General features: G+C 67.3%; 27 protein-coding genes. 12 read left to right on the top strand and 15 right to left on the bottom strand.

Annotation, left to right across the window (positions count from 1 at the left end; genetic code table 11):
* Positions 1-7: 7 nt before the first annotated feature.
* Positions 8-646, bottom strand: coding sequence for a TetR/AcrR family transcriptional regulator (locus BKG60_RS13045; protein ID WP_070946171.1), 639 nt, complete (start codon positions 644-646; stop codon positions 8-10).
* Positions 647-696: 50 nt separating this feature from the next.
* On the opposite strand from BKG60_RS13045, the gene BKG60_RS13040 reads away from it, so the two are divergent.
* Positions 697-1941, top strand: a complete 1245-nt coding sequence (locus tag BKG60_RS13040) for an oxygenase MpaB family protein (RefSeq protein WP_070946111.1) — start codon at positions 697-699, stop codon at positions 1939-1941.
* Between the two features lie 83 nt (positions 1942-2024).
* Here BKG60_RS13040 and BKG60_RS13035 read toward each other — a convergent pair whose 3' ends face one another.
* Positions 2025-2675 (bottom strand): VldE C-terminal domain-containing protein, encoded by a 651-nt coding sequence (locus BKG60_RS13035; RefSeq protein ID WP_374243602.1) that lies wholly within the window; start codon positions 2673-2675, stop codon positions 2025-2027.
* 81 nt (positions 2676-2756) lie between these two features.
* Here BKG60_RS13035 and BKG60_RS13030 point away from each other — a divergent pair, with 81 nt between their 5' ends.
* Positions 2757-3992 carry a hypothetical protein gene (locus BKG60_RS13030; protein ID WP_070946112.1) on the top strand — a complete coding sequence of 412 codons (1236 nt, stop codon included), beginning with the start codon at positions 2757-2759 and terminating at the stop codon, positions 3990-3992.
* 4 nt (positions 3993-3996) lie between these two features.
* On the top strand, positions 3997-5298 hold the full coding sequence (locus BKG60_RS13025; protein ID WP_070946113.1) for an acyltransferase family protein: 1302 nt from the start codon (positions 3997-3999) through the stop codon (positions 5296-5298).
* Between the two features lie 106 nt (positions 5299-5404).
* Here the strand turns inward: BKG60_RS13025 and BKG60_RS13020 are convergent, their stop codons facing one another.
* Entirely contained in the window at positions 5405-5731 is a 327-nt protein-coding gene (locus BKG60_RS13020) for a hypothetical protein (protein WP_070946114.1), read from the bottom strand.
* Between the two features lie 211 nt (positions 5732-5942).
* Positions 5943-8225, bottom strand: coding sequence for an isocitrate lyase ICL2 (gene aceA, locus BKG60_RS13015; protein WP_070946115.1), 2283 nt, complete (start codon positions 8223-8225; stop codon positions 5943-5945).
* Between the two features lie 120 nt (positions 8226-8345).
* On the opposite strand from aceA, the gene BKG60_RS13010 reads away from it, so the two are divergent.
* A complete protein-coding gene (locus BKG60_RS13010) occupies positions 8346-8741 on the top strand; it encodes a DUF4267 domain-containing protein (protein WP_070946116.1) in 396 nt (131 codons plus the stop codon).
* Here the strand turns inward: BKG60_RS13010 and BKG60_RS13005 are convergent.
* Positions 8719-10011, bottom strand: a complete 1293-nt coding sequence (locus BKG60_RS13005; RefSeq protein WP_070946117.1) for a spinster family MFS transporter — start codon at positions 10009-10011, stop codon at positions 8719-8721. The genes BKG60_RS13010 and BKG60_RS13005 overlap by 23 nt on opposite strands.
* Positions 10004-10858: an SDR family oxidoreductase gene (locus BKG60_RS13000; protein WP_075909674.1), complete on the bottom strand. Its 855-nt coding sequence runs from the start codon at positions 10856-10858 to the stop codon at positions 10004-10006. Before BKG60_RS13000 ends, BKG60_RS13005 begins: the two co-directional genes overlap by 8 nt.
* A 60-nt stretch (positions 10859-10918) precedes the next feature.
* On the opposite strand from BKG60_RS13000, the gene BKG60_RS12995 reads away from it, so the two are divergent.
* The 3 genes from BKG60_RS12995 to BKG60_RS12985 all read left to right on the top strand — a co-directional run bounded on the left by BKG60_RS12995 (position 10919) and on the right by BKG60_RS12985 (position 13385).
* Positions 10919-11719: an SDR family NAD(P)-dependent oxidoreductase gene (locus tag BKG60_RS12995; RefSeq protein WP_070946119.1), complete on the top strand. Its 801-nt coding sequence runs from the start codon at positions 10919-10921 to the stop codon at positions 11717-11719.
* Positions 11716-12216, top strand: a complete 501-nt coding sequence (locus BKG60_RS12990) for a nuclear transport factor 2 family protein (protein ID WP_070946120.1) — start codon at positions 11716-11718, stop codon at positions 12214-12216. Before BKG60_RS12995 ends, BKG60_RS12990 begins: the two co-directional genes overlap by 4 nt.
* A gap of 122 nt (positions 12217-12338) precedes the next feature.
* Complete coding sequence (locus BKG60_RS12985; protein ID WP_070946121.1) at positions 12339-13385, top strand: DUF7159 family protein; 1047 nt, start codon at positions 12339-12341, stop codon at positions 13383-13385.
* Between the two features lie 342 nt (positions 13386-13727).
* On the opposite strand, the gene BKG60_RS12980 is transcribed toward BKG60_RS12985, so the two are convergent.
* Together BKG60_RS12980 and BKG60_RS12975 are read right to left on the bottom strand one after the other, a co-directional pair.
* Entirely contained in the window at positions 13728-15248 is a 1521-nt protein-coding gene (locus tag BKG60_RS12980; protein WP_070946122.1) for an AMP-binding protein, read from the bottom strand.
* Positions 15245-15838, bottom strand: coding sequence for a TetR/AcrR family transcriptional regulator (locus tag BKG60_RS12975; protein WP_075909673.1), 594 nt, complete (start codon positions 15836-15838; stop codon positions 15245-15247). Before BKG60_RS12975 ends, BKG60_RS12980 begins: the two co-directional genes overlap by 4 nt.
* A gap of 94 nt (positions 15839-15932) precedes the next feature.
* Between BKG60_RS12975 and BKG60_RS12970 the strand changes: the two genes are divergently transcribed.
* The gene (locus BKG60_RS12970) at positions 15933-17117 is read left to right on the top strand and encodes a cytochrome P450 (RefSeq protein ID WP_070946123.1); all 1185 of its coding nucleotides are present in this window, start codon (positions 15933-15935) and stop codon (positions 17115-17117) included.
* 5 nt (positions 17118-17122) lie between these two features.
* Positions 17123-17602 carry an SRPBCC family protein gene (locus tag BKG60_RS12965; protein WP_070946124.1) on the top strand — a complete coding sequence of 160 codons (480 nt, stop codon included), beginning with the start codon at positions 17123-17125 and terminating at the stop codon, positions 17600-17602.
* 1 nt (position 17603) lies between these two features.
* Here BKG60_RS12965 and BKG60_RS12960 read toward each other — a convergent pair whose 3' ends face one another.
* The 3 genes from BKG60_RS12960 to BKG60_RS12950 all read right to left on the bottom strand — a co-directional run bounded on the left by BKG60_RS12960 (position 17604) and on the right by BKG60_RS12950 (position 20302).
* Positions 17604-19277, bottom strand: a complete 1674-nt coding sequence (locus BKG60_RS12960) for an acyl-CoA synthetase (protein ID WP_070946173.1) — start codon at positions 19275-19277, stop codon at positions 17604-17606.
* Positions 19278-19361: 84 nt separating this feature from the next.
* Complete coding sequence (locus BKG60_RS12955) at positions 19362-19799, bottom strand: hypothetical protein (protein WP_070946125.1); 438 nt, start codon at positions 19797-19799, stop codon at positions 19362-19364.
* A 116-nt stretch (positions 19800-19915) separates the two neighbouring features.
* Positions 19916-20302, bottom strand: coding sequence for a hypothetical protein (locus tag BKG60_RS12950; RefSeq protein WP_070946126.1), 387 nt, complete (start codon positions 20300-20302; stop codon positions 19916-19918).
* Positions 20303-20391: 89 nt separating this feature from the next.
* Between BKG60_RS12950 and BKG60_RS12945 the strand changes: the two genes are divergently transcribed.
* Positions 20392-21192, top strand: coding sequence for a ketosteroid isomerase family protein (locus BKG60_RS12945; protein ID WP_070946127.1), 801 nt, complete (start codon positions 20392-20394; stop codon positions 21190-21192).
* A 71-nt stretch (positions 21193-21263) separates the two neighbouring features.
* Entirely contained in the window at positions 21264-21827 is a 564-nt protein-coding gene (locus BKG60_RS12940; protein ID WP_070946128.1) for a hypothetical protein, read from the top strand.
* Between the two features lie 31 nt (positions 21828-21858).
* Here the strand turns inward: BKG60_RS12940 and BKG60_RS12935 are convergent, their stop codons facing one another.
* Positions 21859-22629: an SGNH/GDSL hydrolase family protein gene (locus BKG60_RS12935; protein WP_070946129.1), complete on the bottom strand. Its 771-nt coding sequence runs from the start codon at positions 22627-22629 to the stop codon at positions 21859-21861.
* A gap of 101 nt (positions 22630-22730) precedes the next feature.
* Positions 22731-23030 carry a hypothetical protein gene (locus BKG60_RS12930; protein ID WP_070946130.1) on the bottom strand — a complete coding sequence of 100 codons (300 nt, stop codon included), beginning with the start codon at positions 23028-23030 and terminating at the stop codon, positions 22731-22733.
* A 201-nt stretch (positions 23031-23231) separates the two neighbouring features.
* On the opposite strand from BKG60_RS12930, the gene BKG60_RS12925 reads away from it, so the two are divergent.
* Entirely contained in the window at positions 23232-23729 is a 498-nt protein-coding gene (locus BKG60_RS12925) for an NUDIX hydrolase (protein WP_070946174.1), read from the top strand.
* Between the two features lie 16 nt (positions 23730-23745).
* Here the strand turns inward: BKG60_RS12925 and BKG60_RS12920 are convergent, their stop codons facing one another.
* The gene (locus BKG60_RS12920) at positions 23746-24813 is read right to left on the bottom strand and encodes a PDR/VanB family oxidoreductase (protein ID WP_374243583.1); all 1068 of its coding nucleotides are present in this window, start codon (positions 24811-24813) and stop codon (positions 23746-23748) included.
* A 59-nt stretch (positions 24814-24872) separates the two neighbouring features.
* Positions 24873-25772 (bottom strand): metal-dependent hydrolase, encoded by a 900-nt coding sequence (locus tag BKG60_RS12915; RefSeq protein ID WP_070946131.1) that lies wholly within the window; start codon positions 25770-25772, stop codon positions 24873-24875.
* Positions 25773-25810 lie beyond the last annotated feature (38 nt).

The following is a 25810-nucleotide window of genomic DNA, read 5'->3' as shown; positions in this document are numbered from 1 at the left end:
CGGTGAGCTAGGCCTCCGAGCGCGTGACCCCGCGCACCACAGCGACGCAGAGGTCCGCACACTCGGCGGCGAGTTCTTCGGTGGTTTCGGTCGGGTCGGCGAGCCAAGACTCGATGATCTGGTTCACGCCGCCGACCATGAACTGTGCGCCCCGGCGCAACTCGGCTGAATTCGGTGTGGTGGCCTGCAGCACGTCCGGTGCGAGCTGGACGATCAAGTCGGTGATCATCTCCAGGATGTGCGTGCGGTGCTGCGCCAGGCCGGCGACGCTGCTGACGTCGCCGGTGGCGATGCGGTGGATGTGTGGGTCGGCCGCAATGATGTCGAGGAACGCGGTGAGGGCGGACCGCAGTTTGTCGGTCAGCGTGCCCGGGTCGCCGACGCCTGCGTTGACCAGCGCGGTCAGCAGTTGGTCTCGAACATCGTCGGAAATGGCGAACAGCAACGCGTCTCGGCTGGGGAATTGCTCGTAGAAGTAGCGCGAGGTCAGTCCGGCTTCGGTGCAGACGGCTCGGACGGTGACCTCGGTGATCCCGGATTCGCCCCAGATCTGCCGTCCGGCGGCGAGCAACTTGCCCCGTCGTTCTGTGCGGCGATCGGCCGCACTGACGCCGCCGTAGCCGCGCACCACGTGTACGCGCTTCATTGACAGCAGCCTACCCGGCGCATACATTCTGACTACGGATGTAGTCAATCATGTCGGTCCGTTCTGCCCAGGAGGTCCCGTTGAACATCCCGGCGCGTCATCCCGAACGTCCCGTCCGCGTTCCCGCCGCGATTCGGTCGTTCGCGATGTTGTTGGGCATTCGCGAACCTGACGCCCAGCAGTGGCTTCGACTCGGTGAGCGGCTGACGGTCGGAGACGAGCCCATGGACCGCCTGGTCGACTGGATGTCGTCGGCCGGGATGGCGCAGATGCGTCCGCTGTTCGAAAAGGCCCTTGCCGACGGCATCGACAATGTCCCCGAAGCTCCAGAACCGTTGCGCGAGTTCTTCATCGGTGTGGAAACCGTCCCGGACTGGGTCGACCGGGACAAGCTGCGCAAGGGGCAACGGGCCCTGCTTCGGGGTGGATCCGACGGCATGTCCGTCGCGCGGGACGTGTCATTGCTCGGCGGCTACCAGTTCTCGGGATTCAACAAGACGCTGCTGCGCACCGGCGCCTTGGAGAAGGGCTCCAACAAGCGCTTCGCCGAGACGATGCAGTGGGCGATGGACGTCATCTCCGATGGCGGTCTGGAACCGTTGGGTGTCGGTTACCGGTCCACCCTGCACGTGCGGTTGATCCATTCTTTTGTCCGCCGCCACGTCGCGGCGATGCCGGACTGGCGCGGCGACGAGTGGGGTCTGCCCGTCAACCAGACCGACATGGCCGCGACGTTGGTGGGTGCGCTCGTCGCCCCGCCGGTTGCCGCGCTGGGGATGGGGATCCTGCCTGCGCCAGGAGAACTCGACGCCATCGCACACCTGACCCGCTATGTCGGTTGGTTGATCGGCGTGGAGGACGAATGGTTGCCTCGGTCATTCCGCGACAGCGTCCGCGTGCTCTACCACACGTCCACGGCGCTGGCCGTTCCCGACGAGACGACGCAGCAGTTGTCGATTCCGATGGCGGCCGACCCGTTGTCGTGGCACTACCGTGGCAGCGGGGCCCTGCGCCGTCGGCTGGCGTGGGCCCAGCACCTGTCGATCACCAGCGCGTTTCTCGGGCCGAGCGCGATGCGTGTCCTCGGCCTGCCGGCCTACATGCCACCGTGGTATCCGCTGGTGAGGATGCCGGTCAACTTGATCCGCAGCGCCGCGGCGATGGCATCGCCCGCCGGGATGGCACGCGCTGTCGCCCGTGGGCAACACGAACAACAAGCCTTGCTGCGCACCATCATCGGCGACGATGCGGCCAGGATCGGTGAGTCCGCGGACCATGTGAGCAGCGCCGCGTAGCAGCTAGATCCGGATGAGCGCCCCCGGGCCTGCGCATCCCACCCGCCACACGGACACTCAAGCGGGCCACGCCGGTTCGGCACCTACTTCGCCATCGACCCGAGGAAATAGGTTTCGTTGCCCGTGGGGTAGCCACCACCGTCGGTGGCGATGTGAATGTGGTCGAAATGATTGAGGGTCTCGTTGCCGTAGTCGGCGGTCCAGTGGGGCGCGCCGATGCCCGGATAGAGGCCCTGCCGCCAGATCACGTGCAGCACACCCCAGCGCTTGGCGTTGGCCAGAGCGAATCCGGCGATCTGGTTACCGAGCTCGATGCCTGCCTCGGAGTGATAGTTCGGGATCATCACGTCGATCGCCAGACCGTTCGGGTGCCATTTCAGTGGATCCTGCCGGTACCCGCCGATCGTGGTGATCTCGGGGAACATCACGGCGATGGCGCGGGCCACCCAGATGGTCTTGACCTGTAGGCCGGATTCGGGCGCCGGGCCCTTCGGAAGGGAGAACTGGAAGTCGCGCGCGACAACGGGCGCGCTAGCCGCAACCAACTCGGCGCGAGCGGGAACCTGTGCCGGTTGTTGCTGGCCGGCAGGTGCCTCGGCAGCGGGGACGTCGGCACAGCATTTCGGCTCGGTGTTCTGCACGTACACCATGCCCGCGGCCACCGTCACCGAGGCCGCAAGCGCCAGCAATCGGCCCCTGGTGCCGGCCAACCGTCTTTTGCCCACCGCAGCAATCTACTGCGCTCACGAGGTCGGCGGGACGGGAACCGCTCCAGCAACCGCGTGCCAGGCTCGTTGGAGCCTAAACTCCCCAGGATGGTGACACGGGCACGGGCGGTGGCCGCGACGCTGGCGATAGTGCTCGGACTCGTGTCCCTGGCCCACGTGCTCTACGCCGGGTTCGGCCCGCTGCCCGACCGCGCCGAACGCCAGCTCGGATTCCTCGACGCAGCCCTGGCATCCGGGCGTGACACCGAGATGCAGGGCCTGTTCCCGGAAGGCGAATATTTCACCAGGGTGCTGGCCGGCCTGGCCGAGGCTCACGTGGCTGCGCAGCTCGCAGCAGTCCCTCGATCCGCCGAGTACCTTGCTCGGGCACGAACCCGGCTCGCCGCCATCGAAACCCCGGAATCCCTGGCAGTATTCGGTCGCGGCATGACCCCGGACCACGGGATCTTCGCGGCAGGCTGGTCACTGGCCCTGGCTGTGGCCATTGCGCAGGCTTCGGGCTCCGATGCGGATCGTGCGGCGGTGCGGGAACGGGCCGATATCGTGCATTCAGCTCTGGGACAATCGACTTCACCGTTTCCGGCCAGCTATCCGGGCCAGTTCTGGCCGTGTGATTCGGTTGTGGCAGCGGGAGCGCTCGCCGAAGCGATCTCACTGCTTGCACTGCCGTGGCACAGGGACCTTGCCCACTGGCGCGAGCGGGCACTGGTCGCCGCCGATCCGGACACGGGCTTGTTGCCACACCGAGTCGATCACCGGGCCGGCGCGCTGACCGGCCCGCGCGGGTCTTCCCAGGCCATCATTCAGACTTTCTGGCCCGCGGTCGATGACGTGGTCGGAGCCAAGGATGATCAGTGGCAGCGCTTTTCTTCCCGGTTCGTCACGAGGAAGGCCGGGTTGGTCGGCGTCTTGGAGTACCCCTCCGGCGCCAGCGGTTCCGCGGACGTCGACAGCGGGCCGCTGATTTTCGGGGTGAGCCTGAGTGCATCGGCGGTCGGTCTGGCGGCGGCTCGGGCCAACGGCGACCGGGATCTGGCCGGTCGGCTGACCCGGCAGGTCGAGCTGATCGGACTGCCGGTGGGGCTGCGCACCACCCGGTACCTGTTCGGTGTGCTCCCGGTGGCTGATGCGTTCATCGGGTGGGCGCGCACGGTGCCCATGGGTGACGCGGCGCTGAACGCAGGTTCGGGGCGGTCGGCGTGGTTTGTGGTGTGGGCGGTGCCCTCGGCGTTGCTGCTCGCGGCGGGTGTGATGTTGTGGTCAAAACCGGGAAAACAGGGTAGGACTACCCATCCCAACCCGGTCCATCGCCCGGCAGACTGAACCCATGCCAAGTCCCGATGTGGTGCCGTCGGCAGATGCCGTGACGCTCAACGCCAAACCCGACCGCGACCGCGCGGTCGACGTAGCCCGACTCGGTGCGCTGCTGGTGGTGATCTTCGGGCACTGCGCGCTGCTGTTGGCCACGATCGATTCCGGGGGCGTGCGGGTCGGCAACATCCTCGGCGCGTTGCCTGCGCTGGCCCCGATCACCTGGGTACTGCAGGTGATGCCACTGTTCTTCCTCGCCGGCGGGGCCGCGGGGGCTTATAGCTGGCACGCCGAACGGTCTTGGGGCGGATGGTTGTTCGCTCGCGCCCAGCGGCTGTGCCGGCCGGTGTTCTGGTACCTGGCGGTATGGTCGGTGGCCCTGATCGCGGTGCACGCGACGATGGGGACCGAGTCCGCCGCGGCACTCGGACGCGAGTGCGTGGCGCTGCTGTGGTTCCTGGGTGTCTACCTGGTGGTGCTGGCCTTCGTCCCGGCGCTGATGCGCCTGCGTACCGGCCGGGCGCTGGCGCTGTTGGCCGCAGGACTCCTCGCGGCGGCGGGGGCGATGGATGCGATCCGCTTCGCCGTGGGCACACCCGAGGCGGGCACTGCCAACTTGGTCATCGTCTGGTTGATTCCCGTGGTGATCGGGGTGGCCTACGCACGCCGTCTGATTTGTGCCAAGCGTGCGATGGCGATCGCGGTCGTCACCTTCGCCGCGCAGGTAATCCTCGCTCTCACCGGCATTTACGACGTTTCCCTCGTCGTCACCGGAACCGAGCGCATCTCGAATGTGTCACCGCCCACCCTGCTGCTGGCGCTGCACTGCAGCTGGATGCCGTGTCTGTTCATCGCGGCCGCGGATCCGATCCGGCGTTGGGCAGCGCGTCCACGGGTCTGGTACGTGGTGGCGACGGGCAACGGGGGAGCCATGACACTGTACCTGTGGCACATCCCAGTGATTGCGATCGCCGCGTTCGGTCTGCACGCGCTCGGCCTGGATGCGTTCGATCCTCATGCACCGGGCTTCTGGGCTCATCTGACGTTGCGTGCAGTCGTTTTCGGTGTCCTCATGGCAGTGGCCTTCCGGCTGCTGTCACCGTTGGAGCACCGCCCGCTGCCGTGGTGGGACGATGCGGTCCAGGTCCGCGGCATCCGGTCGATGCTGACCGGCGCGCTGTTGTGCGTTGCCGGGGCGGCTTTGACGCTGATGGCGAAACACGGTCTCGACGGCGTGCTGGGCTGGTCCGCGCTCGGCGGCTTCGTGGTCGCGTGCATTGCGGCACGGGCCAGCGCGGGACGGCGTGTCAAGGGTTAATTCCCTTGTGGGGCAGCATCTGAGGATGAATCGCGCGCTGTGGATAACTTCTTCGGCGGTCGTTTGGCGGCGGTAGAAACTAGCTGGCCTGTGCCAGTGGCGGGCGTCAGGGTCGTGGTGACGGCGTAGGGGATGGGCTCGGCATCATCGGTGAGTGTTGGCCGGGTCCCATCCCACCCGGGCCCATCATGCCTCCGGGTCCCATCATCCCGCCGCCCATCATCGGGCAGGAACTCGTCGGCCGGTCGTCGGATAGGCCGCGGTAGCCCCAGTTGTGATAGCCGCGGCTCGCACCGATCATCAGTCCACTGAAGAAGATAACGGCAACGATGAAGAGGACCCCGGCGACGATGCCCACCACGGCAGCAACCTGGCCGAGTCGATTGGGTCGGGTGTCGTAGCCGTCGCTCGGCGTTTGAGGTGTATCGGTCATGTCTGCGGCCTTCCTGAATGAGTGTGGCTGCCGTCAGTATGTGCCGCCTCCTGTGCCGCCGGTAGTGACATTGGTCCTCACTTCGGGGTGCCCAGCCACGTATCGGGTTCCGGGGCTCACGACGGGATCGTTTTCCACCGGAGGGCTGTTGCCCCTCGTGGGTCACTGCCCTGCGGTAGAAACCGGCGCCGTACCAGGCCCCGCGAAAACCTCAGTCCTCCTTGCGGATCAACCGGCCCAGCGCCTCGCGGTCGGGTGCCAGCAGTTCGTCGATGCGGTCCTGGTTCACGTCGGCGACGATGATCTCGCCGACTTCCTGGTACACATCGCTGAACAGGCCGTGCGCCTTCATCTTCTCGGTCTGGTAGACGTTGTCCTCCGTGGGCGTCACGTAGTAGACGATCTCCGGCTTGAAACGGTGGATCAGCCACACGTGGATCAAGTCCATCAGGCGCTTCTTGCGCAGCTTCTCGGCGAACGTGTTCTGGTCGCGCACCGTCAGGATGTTGCGGCCGTGCCGGTCCTTGATCGGGTCGACGACGACGTTGGCCAGCGGCTCCGCACCGTCGCCGTAGATACCGAGATCGAGCACATCCGAACCGGCGCGACGCGGCCGAAGCTGAACGCGCAGATTCTCGCCGATCTTGTAGTAGTCGCCCCACATCGCCAGCCACTCCTCGAGCAGCTTCTTGGGCACCTCGGTCTGGACGAGGTGCTGATGTTGCGTGGAGCCCGCACCCATCGCCTTGGTGGTGGCGGTGCGACCCGACGAGGCGGCCAGCGCGGCGTCGCTGCGTGGCCCGCCGACCAGGGTTTGCGGTGTGCGGTAAGGAGATTCGACCAGCCGCATCTTGCGTTGCAGTCGGGCCAGCGCCAGCATGCCCTCCTGCTGCAGAGACGTCGCGAACTCCTCGCACGCCACGCCGTCGACCTGATGGCCGCCGTAGGTGATGAAGTTGAAGACGAACCCCATCTTGCCGAGTTCAGCGGGGAAGGCCCGCATCTCGTCATCGGTCATCCCGGTGGTGTCCCAGTTGAACGACGGCGAGAGGTTGTAGGCCAGCATCTGGTCGGGATACTCGGCGTGGATGGCGTCGGCGAACTGCTTGGCATCGGCCAGATCGGCGGTCTTGGTCTCCATCCAGAGGATGTCGGCGAACGGCGCTGCCGCCAGGGACTTCGCGATCGCATACGGGATGCCGCCGCGCACCTGGTAGTAACCCTCGGGGGTTTTGACCCGCTCACAGTCCCAAGCCACGTCGGCGCCCAACTCGTGTGCCTTCTGCTGCGCCGTGTACAGCGACGCGCGAGCGGCGAACGTGCGCCAGTCGGCAGCGCTCATCGCGGCCGGTTCGCCCTCGCGTTCCCGGAATTCCAGAAGTTCGGCGACCGCCTCACCGTAGGTGTTCAGGCCGGCGTCGTCCTGCCACGCTTCGACGAACGCCGACTCGACCTTGTCGAACATGGCATCCACGGAGTCACCGGTCCGGTGACCCTTGGCGGCCTCGTCGATCGTGTTCGTTATGCCCTGGCGTTGCAGCCAGGCCTCGGCAGTCTCATACTCGCCCTCGGGAAGGGCGTAGAGCAGGTGTCCGTTGAGCTCGGTGACCCCCTGGTTGTAGAACCGCCGCACCATCGCCAGGAAACACGACTTGTACGTGGGCACCGACAGGTTCGTCGCTCCCAGCAGGAACGGCTGGTCCCGCTCGTCGGCGCGGCTGTCGATCAGGTTGGCCGCCTCCGCATCGGTGCGCGCGACGATGATGCCCGGCACCCGCATGATGTCGAGCTGGAACCGGGCGGTGTTGAGCCGTTTGATCTGCTCGTCCGAGGGCACCAACACCTTGCCGCCCTGGTGCCCGCACTTCTTGGTGCCCGGCCGTTGATCCTCGATGTGATATCCCGGGACCCCGGATTCGACGAAGCGGCGGATCAGGTTGCGGACGTGCGGATCGCCACCGTGGCCGGTGTCGGCGTCGGCGATGATGAACGGCCGGTAATCGACCGCCGGGGTGGCCGCTTGCTGTTCGGGGGTCATCCGCAGCCGCAGATATTGCTGGTTGCGGTCGGCCGTCAGCAGTGCGCGCACCAGCCCGGCAGCCTCGTCGGGCACCTGGCTCAGCGGGTAGCTGGCCAGGTCGGGCCCGGGATCTTCACTGATGGAGCCCTTCGCCGAGGTGGCCCATCCACCGAGATATATCCCTCGGATCCCCATCCGCTTCATCACCACCGCCTGACCCGGCGAGTACGGCCCAAAGGTGGTGATGCTCTGCTTCTGGGCGAACAGATCGCGAAGATAGAGATAGAAATCCGTCGCGGCCTCACGGGTCACCGGATAGTCCGACGGAATCGTGCCACGTTGTTCGGCGACCTGACGCGCCGAGTACAGCCGGGTGATGCCTGCGAAGCGGGGACTGTCGATGTATGCCTGGGTGGCCTCGACATCGCTCTCGAATGACGAGTTGGTTCGTGCGTTGGCTTCCATTGTGGCCATGTGTGCGCTCCTGAACTCGGGTACCCCAATCATTGCTGGCAAGTCGTGACGCCGGAGCCGGTTGGGAGATTTCTCAGGACTTCCCCGTGCGGCGGGCCCGAGGGTCCTAGGCTGCACCGCATGTCGATCGACCGGGCCGCGCTGGCCGCCGGCGCCATCCGATTCGCGTCGGGTGTCTCGTTTCTCGTCGTCCCGAAGCGGGCGGACCGCTGGTGGGGCGGACGGGAAACACCTGATGCGACCGCGCAGCTGATGTGGCGGTCGATGGGATACCGCGACGCACTGATCGGCGGGCTGCTCCTTGCCGCGGGAGCGCGTGGCAAGGACACCCGCGGCTGGTTCCTGGCGTCCGGCGGCGCTGACGCCGCCGACCTGCTCGGCGGGATGGCGGTACACGATCGGCTGCCACGGTCACAGCAGGTCATCGGCCTCGGGGGTGCCGTGGTCGGCATCGCGGTGGGGCTGTGGGGCGCCACCCGCGGCCGGCAGCGCGCTAAGGATCCGGCTGCAGGCTAGCCCGGGCCGCGAGATCTGCCTCCTCGACGATGTCGCTGCGGTACCAGCGGGTGGCCACGAAATAGCAGCCCATGGCTGCCAGTTGCAGGGTGGGTACCAAGATCAGCAGGGCCCGGCCCAGTGCGTGTGCGCCGAGATCGGGGGTCAGCGTGTCGCTGACCAGGCCGGTGACGAAGGGACCGACCGCTCCCAGGGTGGCATTGAAAAACAGGAAGATGGCCGATGCGGTCGCCCGTTGCCGGGGCACCACCAGCCGCTGAATGGCCGCGATCGACGGGGCCAGGTACGAGGTTCCGATGATGTAGCTGAGCGCCAGAAACCACACGCATGCCGTGCGACTGGTGACCGTGAACGCCAACACCGAGGCCGGCAGCAGCAGGGCTGTGGTCAGCACGACGATCCACAGCAGCCACCGCGGATCGCGCGCGGCCAGTCGATCCGCCAGCCGGCCCACGATCAGCAGTCCCAGGACTCCGGCTGTCCCGGTGGCCACGCCGTACTCCCAGCCGACCTCGCTCAGCGTCATGGACCTTGTCCGCATCAGGAAGGCCGGGGTGAACGTGGTCAGCGAATATCCAGCGGCCGCGATGAACGCGGTACCGCAGACCAGTGCCAAAAAGCTGGGCTTGCGCAACAGTGCCCACCACTTGGCCTGCGTGCCCTGTTCCTGGGGCGGTGCCACCGGCAGCGACTGCCGCACCCCGACCAGCAGCAGCACCAGCGGCGCGAACACGACGCTGACCGCACCCATCACCACGAAAGCCGTTCGCCAGCCGAGGTTGTCGGCCAGCAGCCCACCGCCGATCAGGCTGGCGGCGCTGGCCAGCGGGATCGCGAAGGTGAGCACTGCCAGCGGCGCCGCACGACGCTGCGGGGCGAAGTTGCGGGCTACGTAGGCGTGCGCGGCCGGGGTGCTGCCCGCCTCGCCCACCGCGACACCCACCCTGGTGAGGGCGAGCTGAAATCCCGATTGCACCGCGCCGCCGAGCATGGTCATGGTGCCCCACAGCGTCAGGCAGGCAGCCACCACCGCGCCGTAGGTGCCGCGGTCGGCGAGCCTGGCCACCGCGATGCCGAGCACCGCGTACACGACAAGGAACCCGAACCCGTTGATCACTCCGATCGCGGTGTCCGACAGTGCGAGTTCGTGTTTGATGGGCTCGGCCAGCACCGAGGGCAGGAACCGGTCTACGTAATTGAGGGTTCCGACCAGGGCCAGCAACGCGACCGCGGCCCAGGCCCGGCGGGGTCCGTGTACCTCGTCACCCATGTCGCACGCCGCGGGTGAACCGCCACAGATACTGCGGCAGACGCCGTAGCGGCACGGCCTTGGGCCAATCACCGGGGCGGAAGAATGCGTCGGAGCCACCGTCGACGAACACCACACTGCCGCAAAGGAAATCGGCCGAGTCTGACAGCATGAAGCAGATCCAGTCGGCGAGATGACCGGCGTCGCCGTAGCCGCCGACCGGCACCGGGAACGACCGTACGGCGCGACCTTCGCGCGGATCGGCGAGTTGGGCCTCCAGCAACGGGGTCATGATCGCCCCGGGGGCCAAGGCGTTGAGCCGGATCCCCGCTCCCGCCCATGCCGCGGTGACCGCGTTGCTCCGCAGCCAGCGGCTCAACGCGATCTTCGAGGCCGCGTACATGAGCGCCGACCCGTTGCGACCCAGCAGGCGCAACGAACGCACCGCCTTGTCGGTGTCACGCGCCAGCAGCGCCCGAATGGTGCGCCGGGGGACGATCGGTACGGTGGTCGTCGAATTGCTGGAGATCACAACGGCTTTGGCACGGTCTGCGCCGGCCAGGGCGGGTCGCCAGGCCTCCAGGAGCTCCACCACGCCAAGGAAGTTGACCTCGGCGATCAAGCGGTTGCGTTCGGTGCCGTGCCCGGGGCCCAGCCCGGCGGCGAGCACCGCTCCGTCGAGTACTCCCTCACATGCCGCCAGCACACCGTCAGCCGCTGCCCGCCGTCCCTGCGGCGTGGAGAGGTCGGCCACCACTTCGCCGGATTCGAGGTCCACTCCGATCACGGTGTGCCCGAGATTCCGCAGGCGCTCGGCGGCCTGTAATCCCATACCGGATGCGGATCCGGTAACCGCGTATGTGCCGATGATCGCCTCCTTGCGGCCCGATCGTGGGCCGGTCCGGCGGCCAAAGATAGCATCCGAGAGATGACCGACCTTGCAAAATACGGACCGTGGGCTCTGATCGCCGGAGGCTCCGAGGGAGTCGGCGCGGAGTTCGCCCGCATGCTGGCCGCAGACGGGTTCAACCTGGTCCTGCTGGCGCGCAAAGCCGGCCCGCTGGAGGCCACCGCGCAGCGCTGTCGGGACCTGGGCGCGCACGTGCGCACGGTGGCGGTGGATCTGGTGGACGTCGCGTCGACCACCAAGATCGCCGACGCCACCGCCGACCTGGAGGTCGGCCTGCTGATCTACAACGCGGGTGCCAACACCTGCAGCGAGCGGTTCCTGGACGCACCACTGGCCGACTTCCAGAAGGTCGTCGACCTCAACATCACCAGGATGATGGAGCTGGTCCAGCACTTCGGCAGGCCGATGGCCGCACGAGGCCGGGGCGGCATCCTGCTGGTGGGATCTCTGGCCGGCTATGCCGGATCGATGCGGCATACCGTCTACGGCGGGGTGAAAGCCTACGGCCGGTTGTTCGCCGAAAGCCTGTGGCTGGAATTGCGCGAGTACAACGTCGACGTACTGGAACTGGTGCTCGGGGTGACCCGCACGCCGGCCATGGAACGCGCAGGCCTGAACTTCGAGGCACCGGGAATGCGGATCAACGACCCGGCCGAGGTCGCCGCCGAAGGCCTGGAACATCTCGCTGCGGGGCCGGTTCACGTGGCAGGCGGCAACGCCAAACGCGCCGAGATGAACAGTGCGCCCGACCGGGCTCAGGTGGTACTCAAGTCCGACGCGGCCATCCGCAACCTGATCAATCAGCGGGCGCCGCAATGACTTCCGGCCTGGGGGCACTCGAGGCGCGGCTACGCCGGCTCGAGGACGAACGCGACATCGCCCGGCTGATCGCCTCCTACGGCCCGCACGTCGACGCCGCCGATGCCGATGGAACCGCCGCGCTGTGGGCCGCCGACGGTCGCTACGAGGTCGAGGGCTGGACCATGGCCAGTCGGGCCGACGTCCACGCGATGGTCAGCTCGACATCCCACCGCGACCTGGTGGCCACGGGTTGCAGTCACTTTCTCGGCCCTGCCGTGGTCACCGTCGATGCCGACACCGCAGTGGCGGTCTGCGAGTCGCTGGTGCTCGTTCGCCGCGAAACGCCCGATGGTTCCGGTGAATACGTGGTGTGGCGGGCCACGGCCAACCACTTCGAACTGGCCCGCACGGAAGGGCGCTGGCAGATCACCCGGCGCTCCAGCCGCCTGCTCAACGGTGACCCGACCGCGCACCGACTGCTGATCGCCGGCGTGGCGGGAGAGCCCGTCAGCTGACCCAGGTGAATTCTGGGTGCCCATGCGGTTACCGATGCCTTCTACGGGATGCCGACGCCGGAGCGCCGACTTACGCTCGTCGCGGTCGGGGATTGGCCGCAAGAGGGGAATGAGGGCGCAGGGTGAAGGCAGTGCTCGGCCTGTCGGTGACTTCGCACGCGATCGCCTGGGCACTTGTCCACGGTGACGCTGCTGCCGCGGAGGCCGGCCCACTCGATGACGACGCGTTCGACGTCGAGGTTGCCGATCAGGTGGCCGCACGCGCGGCAGCGGCGGCCCGCAGCGCGCGCGCCATAGCCGCCGCCAGCGGCCAGGACGTGGCCGCGGTCGGGGTGACCGATTCGGGCTTGGACGGTGCCGCCGGCGACCAGCTGGCCCGGCTCCTCGACCGGCTTGCTGCCACGGGCTTCGACGATGTGCGGATCGTCGCCGAACCGACCGACGATGCAGATGTTGACGAATGCGGGATGGAGGCACAGCTGCGCGAGGCGCGCGCCGCCGCCTACGCCGTCGCGATCGGTGCGGTCCCCCGAGTGGCCCCCGAGCCGGTCGCACACCGACGCCCGGCACCGCGTAAGCACCGAGGGGTGCGGGTAGCGGCCGCGGCTGCGGCGACGGTTGCAGCGGGCATGCTGACGGTCGGCTCACAATTCACCGAACCCGCACCGATTCCGGCCGGCGAGCAGGAGGACACCACCGCGGCGGCCCCGGCTCCGCGGGTGGTCACCGTCGCCGCACCGCGACTGTCGGAACGGGCTGTGACGATGCGGCCCAGCGAGGTGACGGCCCCTGCGCAGGTCGTCGAGAACGTCGAGCAGGTACCTGCGTATGTCCCGCCGGTGGAGCCGGCTGTTCCCGTGCCACGCGCCCAGCCTGTGGCGGTTGTGCAAACCACTGTGCCGCAAGCGGTTCCGGTGGTTCAGATGGCGGTTCCGGCGCACGCACCGGACGTGTCGAACATGCCGGCGCAGCAGCCGGGTGGTGTCCCCGCCGCGTACGTGCCCGCCGCCCAACCACACCTGCCCACCTCCGACGCCCACGTCGCGGCAGATCCGTCGCCGGGGCCCGCACTCGCATCGCCCGGTCCTGTGCCAGTCCCGGTGCCGGCGCCCGCGCCGGCAACCCCAGCAGATCCCATCAGCGGGTGGCTTCTCGCCGCCATGCCGTGACAGGGGCCGCCCGAATCAAGGCATGGTCGCCAGGCATGTTCAGGTAACGCCGCGCGCTGGCACCGCAATGCGGCCCGGGTGCTGGATGCATTGCCGCGCGATCCGATTTGCTCGGGTATTTGACTGAAAGCCCGGAAAACTGGCGCACCGGGCGTATCGTCCGTTGTGTCGGGGCCGTTCGAGGGGTTGGCCGCGGCTGTCCCGGGGGGACAGTGCGTCAGCTATGAGGCAACGATGACAATCGTTGCGAGCAGAGGCGCTACCTTCGCGGTCGCGGCGGCTTACCACCCGCAGCCGTTCTTCTACGGGGCTGAGGAACTGCGCCAGATGAAGCCCGACCCGTTACGCGTCCTGGGTACCGCCCCGGTCGACGGCGGCGCGAGCGAAAGCGCGAACCCGGTCCTTGGCGACCTTGCCGTTCCCGGTCAGCGGTAGCGCCTCGGTGAACAGCACCAACCGTGGCCTCTTGAAACCCGCGATCTCGTTTCGGACGTGCTCGACGAGTTCGTCGGCAGTGGGCGGCTGACCCGGAACGGGCACCACCACCGCGCACACCGCTTCGCCCCAGTAGTCGTCGGGAACGGCCACCACGGCCACCTGGTCGACGGAGGGGTGCCCGGACAACACATCCTCCACCTCGCGCGACGACACGTTCTCGCCTCCGGTGACGATGATGTCCTTGAGTCGGTCGACCACGTACAGCCGTCCGTCGGCGGCGGTGCGGCCCATGTCGCCGGTGTGCAACCAGCCGTTCGTGGTGCCGGCTCCGTGCGGCCAGTAGCCGGGCGTCACCTGCGCACCGCGCACCAAGATCTCGCCCACCTGCCCGGCCGGCAGCAGATCCCCGGACGGGCCTGCGATGCCGATCTCGATGCCGGTGTGCGGATAGCCCGCGCTGGTCAGCAATTCGGGTTGACCCGCCGCGCCGGCCCGGTGATCGTCCGGGCCGAGAAACGTGATGTTCCCACCGGTTTCGGTCATCCCGTAACCCTGGTGGAAGTCCACCCCGAGCACCTCGATCGCGCGCCGCAGCAGATCCAGCGGCATCGCGGCCGATCCGTAGGCGATCGACTCCAGGCTGGGCAGACCGGTCCCGGTGCGGCTCAGGTGGCCGAGCAGGGCGTGCAGCATCGTCGGTGCCAGTGAGCACGATGTCACTTCGTGCCTGCGGACGAGCTCGGCGAAACCGTCCGGGCGAAACTGTGCACACAGCACCACCGTGGCGGCCACCGCGTGCTGGACCAGCATGTTGTATCCGGCGATGTGACACATCGGGAACGGCAGCAGGTATACCCCGGCGGGCCGCACCGAGCGGCCCTCGACCGAGCCCCACACGGCGGTGAGTATCGAACGATGGCTGTGGACAACAGCTTTCGGGGTTCCGGTGGATCCGCTGGTGAACAGCAGCCAGGCCGGGTCATCCGGGTGGATGACATCGGGGCAGGGCAGACCAGATGTGGGAGCCGCCTGCCACTGCTCGGATTCGAACGTGACAGCCCGCTCGACCGCAGCCTCCGTGCCGGCCAGGGCCGACAGATAGCGCTCGTCGCCGAGCAGCAGTGCGGGCGCCACGGTGGTTAACTGCGCGGCTTGCTCGGCCGGACTCAGACGTTGATTGATCAGCGTCAGGATGCGTCCGCTGCGCGGCACACCGTAGTACAGCTGCGCGTAGGCGGCGCTGTTGTCGGCGACGACGGCCACCCGGTCACCGGGCGCGGTACGAGCCGCGATCCAGCCGGCGACACCGTGGATCTGGCGATCGAACTCGGCGAAGGTCGCGGTGGCTCCGTCGTCGGTCAGCACGGCCTGACGCGCAGGCGCAGCCGCGGCTGCCGACGAGATCAACTCATGTAGAAGGGTCACTCCCGGCCACCCCGGGCAAGGTCGAACCGGTCCAGATACCGCCGCACGAAGTCCTGGGCCTGCTCATGACCCCGGCTGATACCGAGACCCTGCTCCAGCACCAGAATGCGAGCCAGGCTCGCCACGATCATCGACATCACCACAGGCGGGAATTCGTCGGTGTCGACGCCGTGGGCCTGCAGCGCAGCGGTCATCGCCGACTCCTCGAGGTCACGGAACCGGTCGGCGTAGCCGGCGATCTCGCTACGGATGGCCTTGCGGTGGTTGGCCAGCGCCATGAACTCCATCCACAGCGCCGCGCCCTGCGCGCTGTTGAGTTCCCACAGCGCGTGCAGGGGAGAGTCCTCGGCGAAGGCCTCCTGCTGGGTGCTCAGGTTGGCCTCGGCGCCGGCCTGCAGCACCGCCACGTACAGGTCGTCCATGCTCGGGAAGTAGTAGTGCACGAGTGCGGGTTTCACCCCGGCCTGCGCGGCCACCCGCCGCGACGTGGCCGCGGCATAGCCTTCGGCGAGCATGACCTGGGCGGTGGCCCGGATCAAGGCTCGGCGGGTGCTCGAATCGCGTCCTGGCGGGGCCTTGTGCGTACTCATCGCACCCTTGACCACGCGCGGCGGCGGCTGCTAGACATGGCCTGAGTGTAGTTATTGGGCGATCGCCCAAAGTTGGCAGAGGGTGGGCGAAGGCATGACCGTCTATTACGACCCGTACGACACCGGGATCGTCGCCGACCCCTATCCGGTGTACGCCCGCCTGCGCGACGAAGCTCCGATCTATCACAACGAGCGGTACGACTTCTGGGCACTCTCGCGGCACGCCGATGTCGAGAGGGCATTGTCGGACTGGGAAACCTTCTCCAACAGCCGAAGTGACATCCTCGAGCTGGTCAAGTCCGACTTCGACATGCCACCGGGTGTGATGATGTTCGAAGACCCGCCCATGCATACCCTGCTGCGCGGCCTGATGTCGCGGGTGTTCACTCCGCGGCGGATGGCCGAGATCGAGGATCAGATCCGGCAGTTCTGTGTGCGCTGCCTGGATCCCCTGGTCGGCTCGGGCGGTTTCGACATCATCGCCGAACTGGCGTCGATGATGCCGATGCGCGTGATCGGAATGTTGCTCGGCATACCGGAATCCGAGCAGGTCGGGGTTCGCGACGCCAACGACGCGAATCTACGCACCAAACCCGGCGCACCGATGAAGGTGCTGCAGGCCGACCGTATCGCCGACGGCCGGATCTATGCCGACTACGTCGAATGGCGGGCGAACAATCCCTCCGACGACCTGATGACCGCGCTGCTCAACGTCGAGTTCACCGACGAAAACGGGGTCACCCGCAAACTTCAGCGCAAAGAGGTCCTGCACTACACCCAGGTTGTCGCCGGGGCAGGCAACGAGACCACCGGTCGGCTCATCGGCTGGCTGGCGAAAGTGCTCGCCGAACATCCCGACCAGCGCCGTGCAGTGGAGCAGGATCGGTCGCTGCTGACCCGAGCGGTCGACGAGACGTTGCGCTTCGAACCCACCGGCCCGCACGTGGCACGGTGGCTGGCAAGAGATTTCGATTACGACGGCACCACGGTGCCGGCCGGCAGCGCGATGCTGCTGCTGTTCGGGGCGGCCAACCGCGACCCGCGTCGTTACCGCGATCCCGATACTTTCGAGATTCATCGCGACAACATCAGCCACCTGACCTTCGGCAAGGGTCTGCACTACTGCCTGGGCGCCAACCTGGCCCGGCTCGAGGGTCGCGTCGCGCTCGACGAGTTGCTCAATCGCTTCCCGGAATGGGAGATCGACTACGACAGTGCGCAACTGGCGCCGACCTCGACGGTGCGTGGTTGGGAAACATTGCGTCTTGTGGTGAACTGAGCGGCGTGAGCATCTGGATCGGGCGAGCCCGGCGCAGTGTCAGCGGCGAGGTGCCCGCGCCGCCAGAGCAGGTGCGGGCGTTCTACGTCGACTTGGACAACATCTCACAAGTGCACCCACTGGTGCAGTGGGTGCGCAGCACTTCCCGGCTCGAGCTGGCCGACGGATACCAGCAGGGCTGCCGGGTCCGCGACCGGATCCCGTTGGGGCCGTTGACTCTTCCGATCACCTATCGGGCCAGGCTGATCGTTCCGGCCACGGGCGCGGTGACCGCGCAGGCCCGCCAGTTCCCGCAGGTGCGGTTGGACAGTCGGGTGGATTTCGCGGTTACCGCGACCGGAACCCGGATCACCGAAGAATTGAGGATCGCCGCACCCCGGCCGTTGTTGGCGATCACCGTGGGGCAGGCGGTCGCCGCCCACACCGCGATGCTCGCCGCGATCGGAAAACTGTTCGGCGCCTGCTCGCCCAGAAAAGGGGAGTGAGTCAGGAGGTGCTGACTGCCTCGGCGTGCTCGGTGGCCACCGACTTGGCCCAGCGGTAATCGGCCTTGCCGGCGGGGGAGCGCACGATCTGGTCGGACCGGACGAAAGCCTTCGGGATCTTGTACCGCGCGATGGCCCGCTCACACACCGCCACGAGTTCCTCGTCGGTGGCCGAGGCGCCTTCGGCGAACTGTACGACGGCCACGACCTCGTTGCCCCAACGCTCCGACGGCCGACCGACCACCACCACGTCGTAGACGGCCGGGTGTGCCGCGATGGCCCGCTCCACCTCCTCGACGAAGATCTTCTCGCCGCCGGAATTGATGGTGACCGAATCTCGGCCCAGCAGCTGAATACGGCCGTCCTCCAACACGTTCGCCCGATCACCGGGAACCGCCCAGCGCACTCCGTCGATGGTGGGGAAGGTGCGTGCGGTCTTGGCCGCGTCGCCCAGATAACCCAGCGGGATGAGATCGCGCCGGGCCAACCAGCCGCCGCCCTCGCCGGGGCCGAGCACCCGGGACATGTCCTCGGAGACCACGGCGGTGTCCGACTGGGGACTGAAGGTGGCGGCCTCGGAATCGGTGCCCGCGGTGGAGGCGGTGCTCATCTGGGTACCCGACTCCGAGGAGCCCACCGCATCGAGCAGCATGAGGTGCGGCAGCGCGGCCAAGATGCGCTCACGCACGGTCGGCGAGAGTGGCGCGCCTCCGTTGGTGATGGTGAACAGGCCCGACAGGTCGTAGTCGCCCTTCTCGATCTCGTCGATCAGCGGTCGGGCGATCGCATCGCCGACCACCGGGATGCTCAGCACCCGTTCGCGCGCGGCCAGGGTCAGCACGTTGTCGGGACGCATCCGGACCACATCGTCGGGGATGACCAGCTTTCCGCCCATGGTGATCGCGTTGTAGGCGGCCCACTGCGCTGCGCCGTGCATGAACGGCGGGATCATCAGCAGCGACAATCCGCCGCCCGCGGTGCCGGCCCGCTCGGCGAGTTCCTCGTAGGACCCGATGAAGGTGTCGGAGCCGAACGGACGGCCCCCCATCGAGGAAAGGAAGATGTCGTGCTGACGCCACAGCACGCCCTTGGGCATGCCGGTGGTGCCACCCGTGTAGAGGACGTACAGATCGTCGCCGGAGGGGGTCGGCATCCCCGCCTGCGGCGCAGGGGTTTTCAGGATCGTCTCGTAATCGACAGCACCCGGCAGCAGGTCGTTGCCTGATTCGTCGGCGACCTGGATGAGCACCTGCAGGTTGGGCAGCTGCTCGCGGATTGCGGCCACCCGGGGCGCGAACTCGGCGTTGTAGATCACCGCGCGGGCGTTCGAATCCTTCAGCAGGTAGAGGAGTTCCTCCTCCACGTACCGGTAGCTGACGTTGAACGGGGCCACCCGCGCGCGGTAGCTGCCGATCATCGACTCGAGGTACTCGTTGCCGTTGCGCAGGTAGATACCGAGGTGGTCCTGGCCCGATTCGTGTCCGGCGAGCCCAGCGCGCTCGGTGTGCACCCCGAGACCCGTCGAGACCAGGTAGTGGGCGAAGCCGTCGACGCGCGCATCGAACTCGGCGTAGCTCAAGCGGCGATCGCGCCACACCAGGAAGGTCTGATCGGGCACGGCGTTGGCCACCGTGGAGAAGACTGTGGACAGATCGAACTTCACGTCGGCGCTCATGGCACTCCTGGTGTGCACGGATTCGGGCCCCCCGACCATACATGTGTCACTGGACTGTATGGCCGACGGGATGTGACCCGCGCCTCAGACCGGGAAGAACCCGTCGCCCGTCAGCACACCCGGCTGCCAGCCCTGCGCGCCCAGGCACAACATCGGCCGGCCATCAGGGGACTGCGCCGCCGCCTGCGGACCCGGGCACGGCGAGCCGATCTCCTGCACGCCGTGCAGCGGGTAGGCGTAGGTCCAGAAGCCGGTGTGCACCGGCGGCCACTGGTTCGGAATCCAACGGCACTGCATCGCCGTGCCACCTGGGCCGCGGCCGAACACGTTGCGTTCCCAGCTGAAGCAGGGCGCGCCATTGGAAGCCTCGTAGCTCATTCCCGGAACATCGGTGGGGTAGCGGCCCGGATTGTCCGGATACATGTTGCTGTTGTCGTCGGCCACGGCACCTGGCGCCATCGTGATCGCTGTTGCCAGTGCCGCCGCGGCGACCGCCGTCGTGGCGAAGAGTTCGCGAATCATGTTCCACCCTCAGCATTGCCGGCCTGTGGTTGGTGTGCCAGACCGGCCAGTTCGTTGACTTTGAGGCAGAAGCCTAGCCGGTCACCGCGGCGGGCAGTCAGCATTTCGGGCCGTTGTTACTCGCCGGTATCGGTGTCGAGCACGCTGACCGCGATGCCGTAGGGCAGGAACCGCACCCGCCGACCCGGATCCGTGTTGCTCGAATTGGCCCGCAGGGCCTCGAGTTCGTTTGGGAAAACCTGCTCGATGTGGGCACCGCCGGCGTCGTCGACCGTGTAGATCGCCCAGACGCCGTCACCCTTCTCGCCGGTGGTCTCCGGTTCTGCCCGGGGCCGCGAGAACCGGGTCACCTCATCGAGCAGTCCGGCCCAGCCGGCACCCTGGCCAGGGTTGCCCAAGAATTTGCCCAACCCGTCGAGGGCATCGCGCAGCCCCTCGCCGGCCTCGCGCGCGACGCGGTCGAAGTCCTCGGGGTCGAACCCGAACGGTCCACTGCCACTCATTGCGGTCTCCTCGGTGGTTGTGGGCTGAGCCCACGTGTCAACACCAGTGTGCGCGCATGCGCGGCCGAGCGGGATGGTAAACGATGCATATGGCCTTCACACGGGACGAGCTATTAGCCACTGTCGAATTGTCGCCGCAGGCAGCGGGTGCGCATGACCGGCAGGGGTGGGTGGGGCTGTTCGCTGCCGGCGGACAGGTCGAGGACCCGGTGGGCTCACGGCCCCACCGCGGACCCACCCAGATCGAGCGGTTCTACGACACCTTCATCGCGCCGCGTGACATCACATTCCACCGAGATGTCGACATCGTCAGCGGGTCGACGGTGATCCGTGACCTCGAGCTCGAAGTCGCGATGAGCCCTTCGGTCCGCATGCGGATCCCCGCCTACCTTCGTTACGCCGTTTCCGCCGGTGCCGGCGGACCGCGGATCGGTCAGTTGCAGGCGTACTGGGAGCTGCCGGCAATGATCGGTCAATTCGCCAAGGCGGGTCCCGGCGCGGTGCCGGTCGGACTGCGGCTGGCCGCCGCGTTGCTGCGCAACCAGGGGCCCGCGGGCACGCTCGGCTTCGCCAAGGGCATGGGCGGAGCCGGCCGTGCCGGCAAGCGCCTGCTCACCGGACTGCTCGACGATCTGTGCGCCGGCGACGCGGTGGCGGTGCAACGGCGGATCGGTGCGGACACCGTCATCTGCTTCGGTGATGACGCACCGCTGAGCACCTCTGGATTGGTGGAACGCACCACGGGTGCCTCTTGGCGCAAGCTGATCGCCTCCGGTTCGAGTCTGGCCGCCGGCCTGGACCGCGACGGACGCCGGGCCGTGCTGATCGCCGATGTCGGCCGCGGGGCGCGTGCGGTCACCCGATTGCGGTACTTCGCTGACGCGACGTGAACGCGGCATGAGTGCCGATACCGGCCTGGCTGCACCATCCCGGCGCACCGTCGTGAGACCGTAGAAGGATCATGGCTGATCACGCTTACATCACCTACGAGGAATTCGGACGCCGGTTCTTCGAGGTGGCCGTATCCGAGGAACGGGTCGGCGACGCCATCGGCGCGATTGCCGGCGACGCATTCGAGATGGGCCCGATCGCCCAGGGGCCGGGCAAGATCGCCAAGGTCACCGCGCGGGTCAAGATCCAGAAGCCGCGGGTGAGCCGGATCGTCGGCGAAACCATCGACTTCTCCATCCGGATCCCGCTGGAGATCGACATGGTGATCGACCTACGTATCGACCGGCCCAAATTCATGGTGTTCGGTGAGATCGCGTTGCGCGCCTCGGCATTGGCCGCCGAGCCGCTGTTGCTGATCCTCGATGTGAAGAAGCCACGGCCGTCTGACATCTCGATCCATGTCACCTCGAAGTCGCTGCGTGCCGAAGTGCTACGGATCTTGGCCGGCGTCGACGCCGAGATCAAACGGTTCATCGCCGCACACGTGGCAGGCGAGATCGACAGCCCGGCCTCCGAGCAGGCCAAAGTGATCGACGTTGCCAAAGAACTCGACTCCGCCTGGGGCGGAGTCTGACCGGGCTTGCCTGATTCATCTTCGGCTTCGGCTAGGCACTGAGGTAGATCAAGTCGGGCCGCCGCGGCGACCGGCCGGTGCCGCCGGACTGGCCTCGGAGGTGACGCCACAGCCACGGCATGAGCATGTTCTGCGTCCACAGCACCTGCGAATAGGCCCGGGACCGAAACGACTGGGTCTGGTCCTGTCCGGTGGCCAGCGCCCAGTCATGGTTGCTGCCAGGCAATCCCAGCGCCTCGGCGGCCGCCGCGGCGAACAGGGCGTGCCCCTTGGCTGACCCGTGCACCCGATCGGGACTCCAGGTCTCGGGCTCGCGCATCGAAGGCGCCGTGTACAGGTCGACGAGGTGAAAGCCGTACCGCTCGGACGCACCGATGATGGCGTCGTTGATCTGGATCACCCGCTTCCCGAGCAGCCTGCCCACCGGGAGGATCTGCGTTATGTCCGGGAACGTCGTGGTGACGACGGTGGCGCCGGATTCCGCGAGGGTGCGGTAGATGAACTCGAGATCAACCAGTGCCCGGGCGAACGAGCGTCCGGGCCGGGTCACGTCGTTCATTCCGATGCACACCGTCACCAGATCGGGTCGCATGCTCAACGCGGTGGGCAGTTGGGTGTGCAGCACGTCACCGATGCGGTGGCCACGGATGGCCAGATTGGCGTAGCCCAACCCGGGGTAGAGCCCGTCGAGGCGCGCCGCGAGCCGATCGGCGAACCCCAACAGGCCCACGGTGTCGTCGCCATCCCACAGTCCTTCGGTCTGGCTGTCACCGAGGGCGACATACCTGGTGAAACGTCGCACGTTGGCGACTCTAGCGCGCACCGGATCGGACTCCGCACCCGGACACAACGGAGGGGCGCCCGAAAAAGGCGCCCCTCCTTGAGGTTTCACGAAATTCTGGTCTACTTCACGTCCACGTAAACCGTTCTGTTGACAACGTTGGTCTGACGGTTGTCGCCGGGGTTACCGGAATCTGTCCGGCTGTAGGTCTGCCCGGGCCGCACCGCTACCACCGATGCCTTGTCCAACGGAGTAGAGCCGATGTGGTTGACGACGACCTTGTAGCCCTGGGCCTGCAGGTTGCTGATCGTCTGTTGGGCATTGCCCGGTCCGGTGGGTGCGGCTTGAGCGGGTGCGGCCAGACCGATGACCGTCGCCACGGCTGCGCCTGCCAATGCGCCGGCAAATCTCAGCCTCATCATCTTTGGTGCCTTCTTTCTTGTTCTGTTGTGTCGCATACGGTCCCCCTGCAGCGCGTGGGTGAGGGGGTGCCGTTGCCAGTGCGTTTAAGTGTTACCTAACGATTAACCGGGAGTTCACAATTAAAATTCCGGCTGACCGAAAACCTTTGACGAGTCGTGCGTCACATTCGGGAACCGGCGCCACCGCGTAGCGTGCAACTCGTGGCAAAGCTGAGCGCCGGTGTCCTGCTGTACCGCTTCGTCGGGACGGACGTAGAGGTCTTGATCGCCCATCCGGGCGGACCGTTCTGGGCCCGCAAGGACGCCGGCGCGTGGTCGGTGCCCAAGGGGGAGTACGTCGACGGGGAAGATCCGTGGGTGGCGGCTCAACGTGAGTTCACCGAGGAACTCGGGTCCCCGCCGCCGGCCGGTCCGCGCATCGACCTCGCCCCGGTGCGCCAGGCGGGCGGCAAGGTGGTGACCGTGTTTGCGGTGTGTGCCGATTTCGACACCGCGGCAGCCGTCAGCAACACGTTCACCGTGGAACTGCCCAAGGGGTCGGGCCGGTTCGTCGAGTTTCCCGAAATAGACCGTGTTGCTTGGGTTTCGGTGGCCACAGCGCGCGCCAAGCTGCTGAGCGGGCAGCGTCCGCTGCTGGACCAGTTGATGGCTGCCCCCGGGCTGGTCGGCTACGGCGAAGGCCGAGCGGAGGGCGGGTAGGAAGCTCGGCGCCGCCTCAGAGGTCCAAGGTCAGCCGTTCGCCGGCCTCGGCCCGTGACACGCAGGTGAGCAGATAGCCCGCGTCGCGTTCGGGGTCGGTCAGCAACGTATCGCGGTGCTGCGCAATCCCGTCGGTGACCCGGATTCGGCATGTGCCACAGAAACCTTGCTGGCAGGAATACGGGGCACTGACGCCGGCCCGGCCCAGTGCGGCCAGCAGGGTCTCGTCGGCTGCGACGGTGATGTCGGCACCGGTGGAGGCGATGGTCACCGAGAATTCCGCGCCATCGACAACCGGTGGTGCCGCGAACCTTTCGAAGTGCAGCTCCACATCGTCGCGACCGGTGAGCGCGGTCCGGATGCCGGTCAGCATCGGGGCCGGTCCGCACGCGTACACCGTAGTGCCGTCGGCGCAGTCCCCCAGAAGCTCGTCGGCGCTGGGCAAGCCCTGGACGTCGTCGGTGCGGATCTCGATCCGGTCGCTGAACCGGGCCAGCTCATCGAGGAAGGGCAAGCTGTCTCGGCTGCGCCCGGCGTAAACCATCGACCAGTCGACACCCAGCCGCTCGGCCAGCCCGAGCATCGGCAGGATCGGGGTGATGCCGATGCCGCCGGCGACAAATCGGAAACGACGGGCGGGTGATCCGTAACCGGGAACGGTGAGGGCGAACGCATTTCGCGGGCCGTGCGTACTCACCTCGCTGCCGACCCGCAGGCTGTCGTGCACCTCGACCGAACCGCCACCACCATCGGGTATGCGCCGCACGGCAATTCGGTAACTGTCGGTCACCGCAGGATCCCCGCACAGCGAGTACTGGCGCACCCGGCCGCTGGCCAGGTGCACGTCGATGTGCGCACCCGGATACCACTGCGGAAGCTCGCTGCCGTCCGCTGCGGCCAGGGTCAGCGCGATCACGTCCTGATCGTGGGCCACCACCTCCCGGCCCGTCACCCTCAGCGTGATCGTGCGGTCCAGCTCCGGTGGCGGACTGGGCCGCCGGATCATCCTGCCCACCGACCAAATGGTGGCGATGGCGGCGCCGGCGGCGCCGAGCATCGGATCATGCCGGAAACGGCCCGACATGCTCGGTGGTAGCCGGCGGTATCGGGATATTAGTGACAGCGTCGGCATACCGGCGCCCGTCACAGGTGAGCGGCCCGCGCCGCGGGCGAGCTCGCCAAGTATGCGACCGCCTGCGCCGTCGACCCCATCTCCTCCGGGGAGAAGCCGGGCCGGCAGTAGGCCAGGGTGTTGGAGCCGAACATCCGGGAGAACTTCGGCAGCAGCCCGAGCTTGGAATCACGCATGCGCAACTTGTTCATCTGCCACCAGCCGATGTCGAGGGTCGGGTCGCTCTTGACCATCGCCCAGCAGCCGCGCTGGAAGAACAGGTACACCGCCGTCGCCGCGATCGACATCGCCCGCACCCGGCTGAAATAGCTGTCCTGGAAGTAGACCGCGACGTCGTGGGCGACGCTGCGGTGCTCGACCTCCTCGGCGCCGTGCCAGCGGAACAGATCGGTCATCGTCGGATCGGCGTCGTGATCCTCCCAGGTGCAGTTCAGCACGAAGTCGCCCAGCACCGCCGTGTAGTGCTCGATCGCGGCGATGAGCCAGAGTCGGTCGCACAGGTTGGCCAGCCTGCGGCGCGGGTCGGAGGAGTCCGACGGGGCCAGCGTCTTGGTGAACACGTGCTCGACCAGAGACAGCACCGGCTGGTAATCCACCCCGTGGCTGGTCAGGAACTCGTCGAGCACCTGGTCGTGTGTCTCGGCGTGGGTGGCTTCCTGGCCGATGAACCCGCGCATGTCGTCGGCGAGCTTGGGATCGCGCACATAGGGCAGTGCTTCGTTGAACGTCGCGACGAACCAGTGCTCGGCCACGGGCAGGACCACGTTGAACAGGTTCACCATCGATGAGGCGACGGGATGGCCGGGAATCCAGTGCAACGGGATGTCGTCGAGATCGAAATGCACCTTGCGGGCCTGGATCTGTACCGGGCCCGGGTCGATCTCATGGTCGAACCGCAATGGACGCAACATCGAGGGCCTCCCTGGGATGAGTGGACTCTCAGTAGTGT

The sequence above is a fragment of the Mycobacterium syngnathidarum genome, assembly GCF_001942625.1.
Lineage (GTDB): Bacteria > Actinomycetota > Actinomycetes > Mycobacteriales > Mycobacteriaceae > Mycobacterium > Mycobacterium syngnathidarum.
Note: the sequence above shows the minus strand (reverse complement) of the source record. Positions and strands in the feature narration are given on the sequence as shown.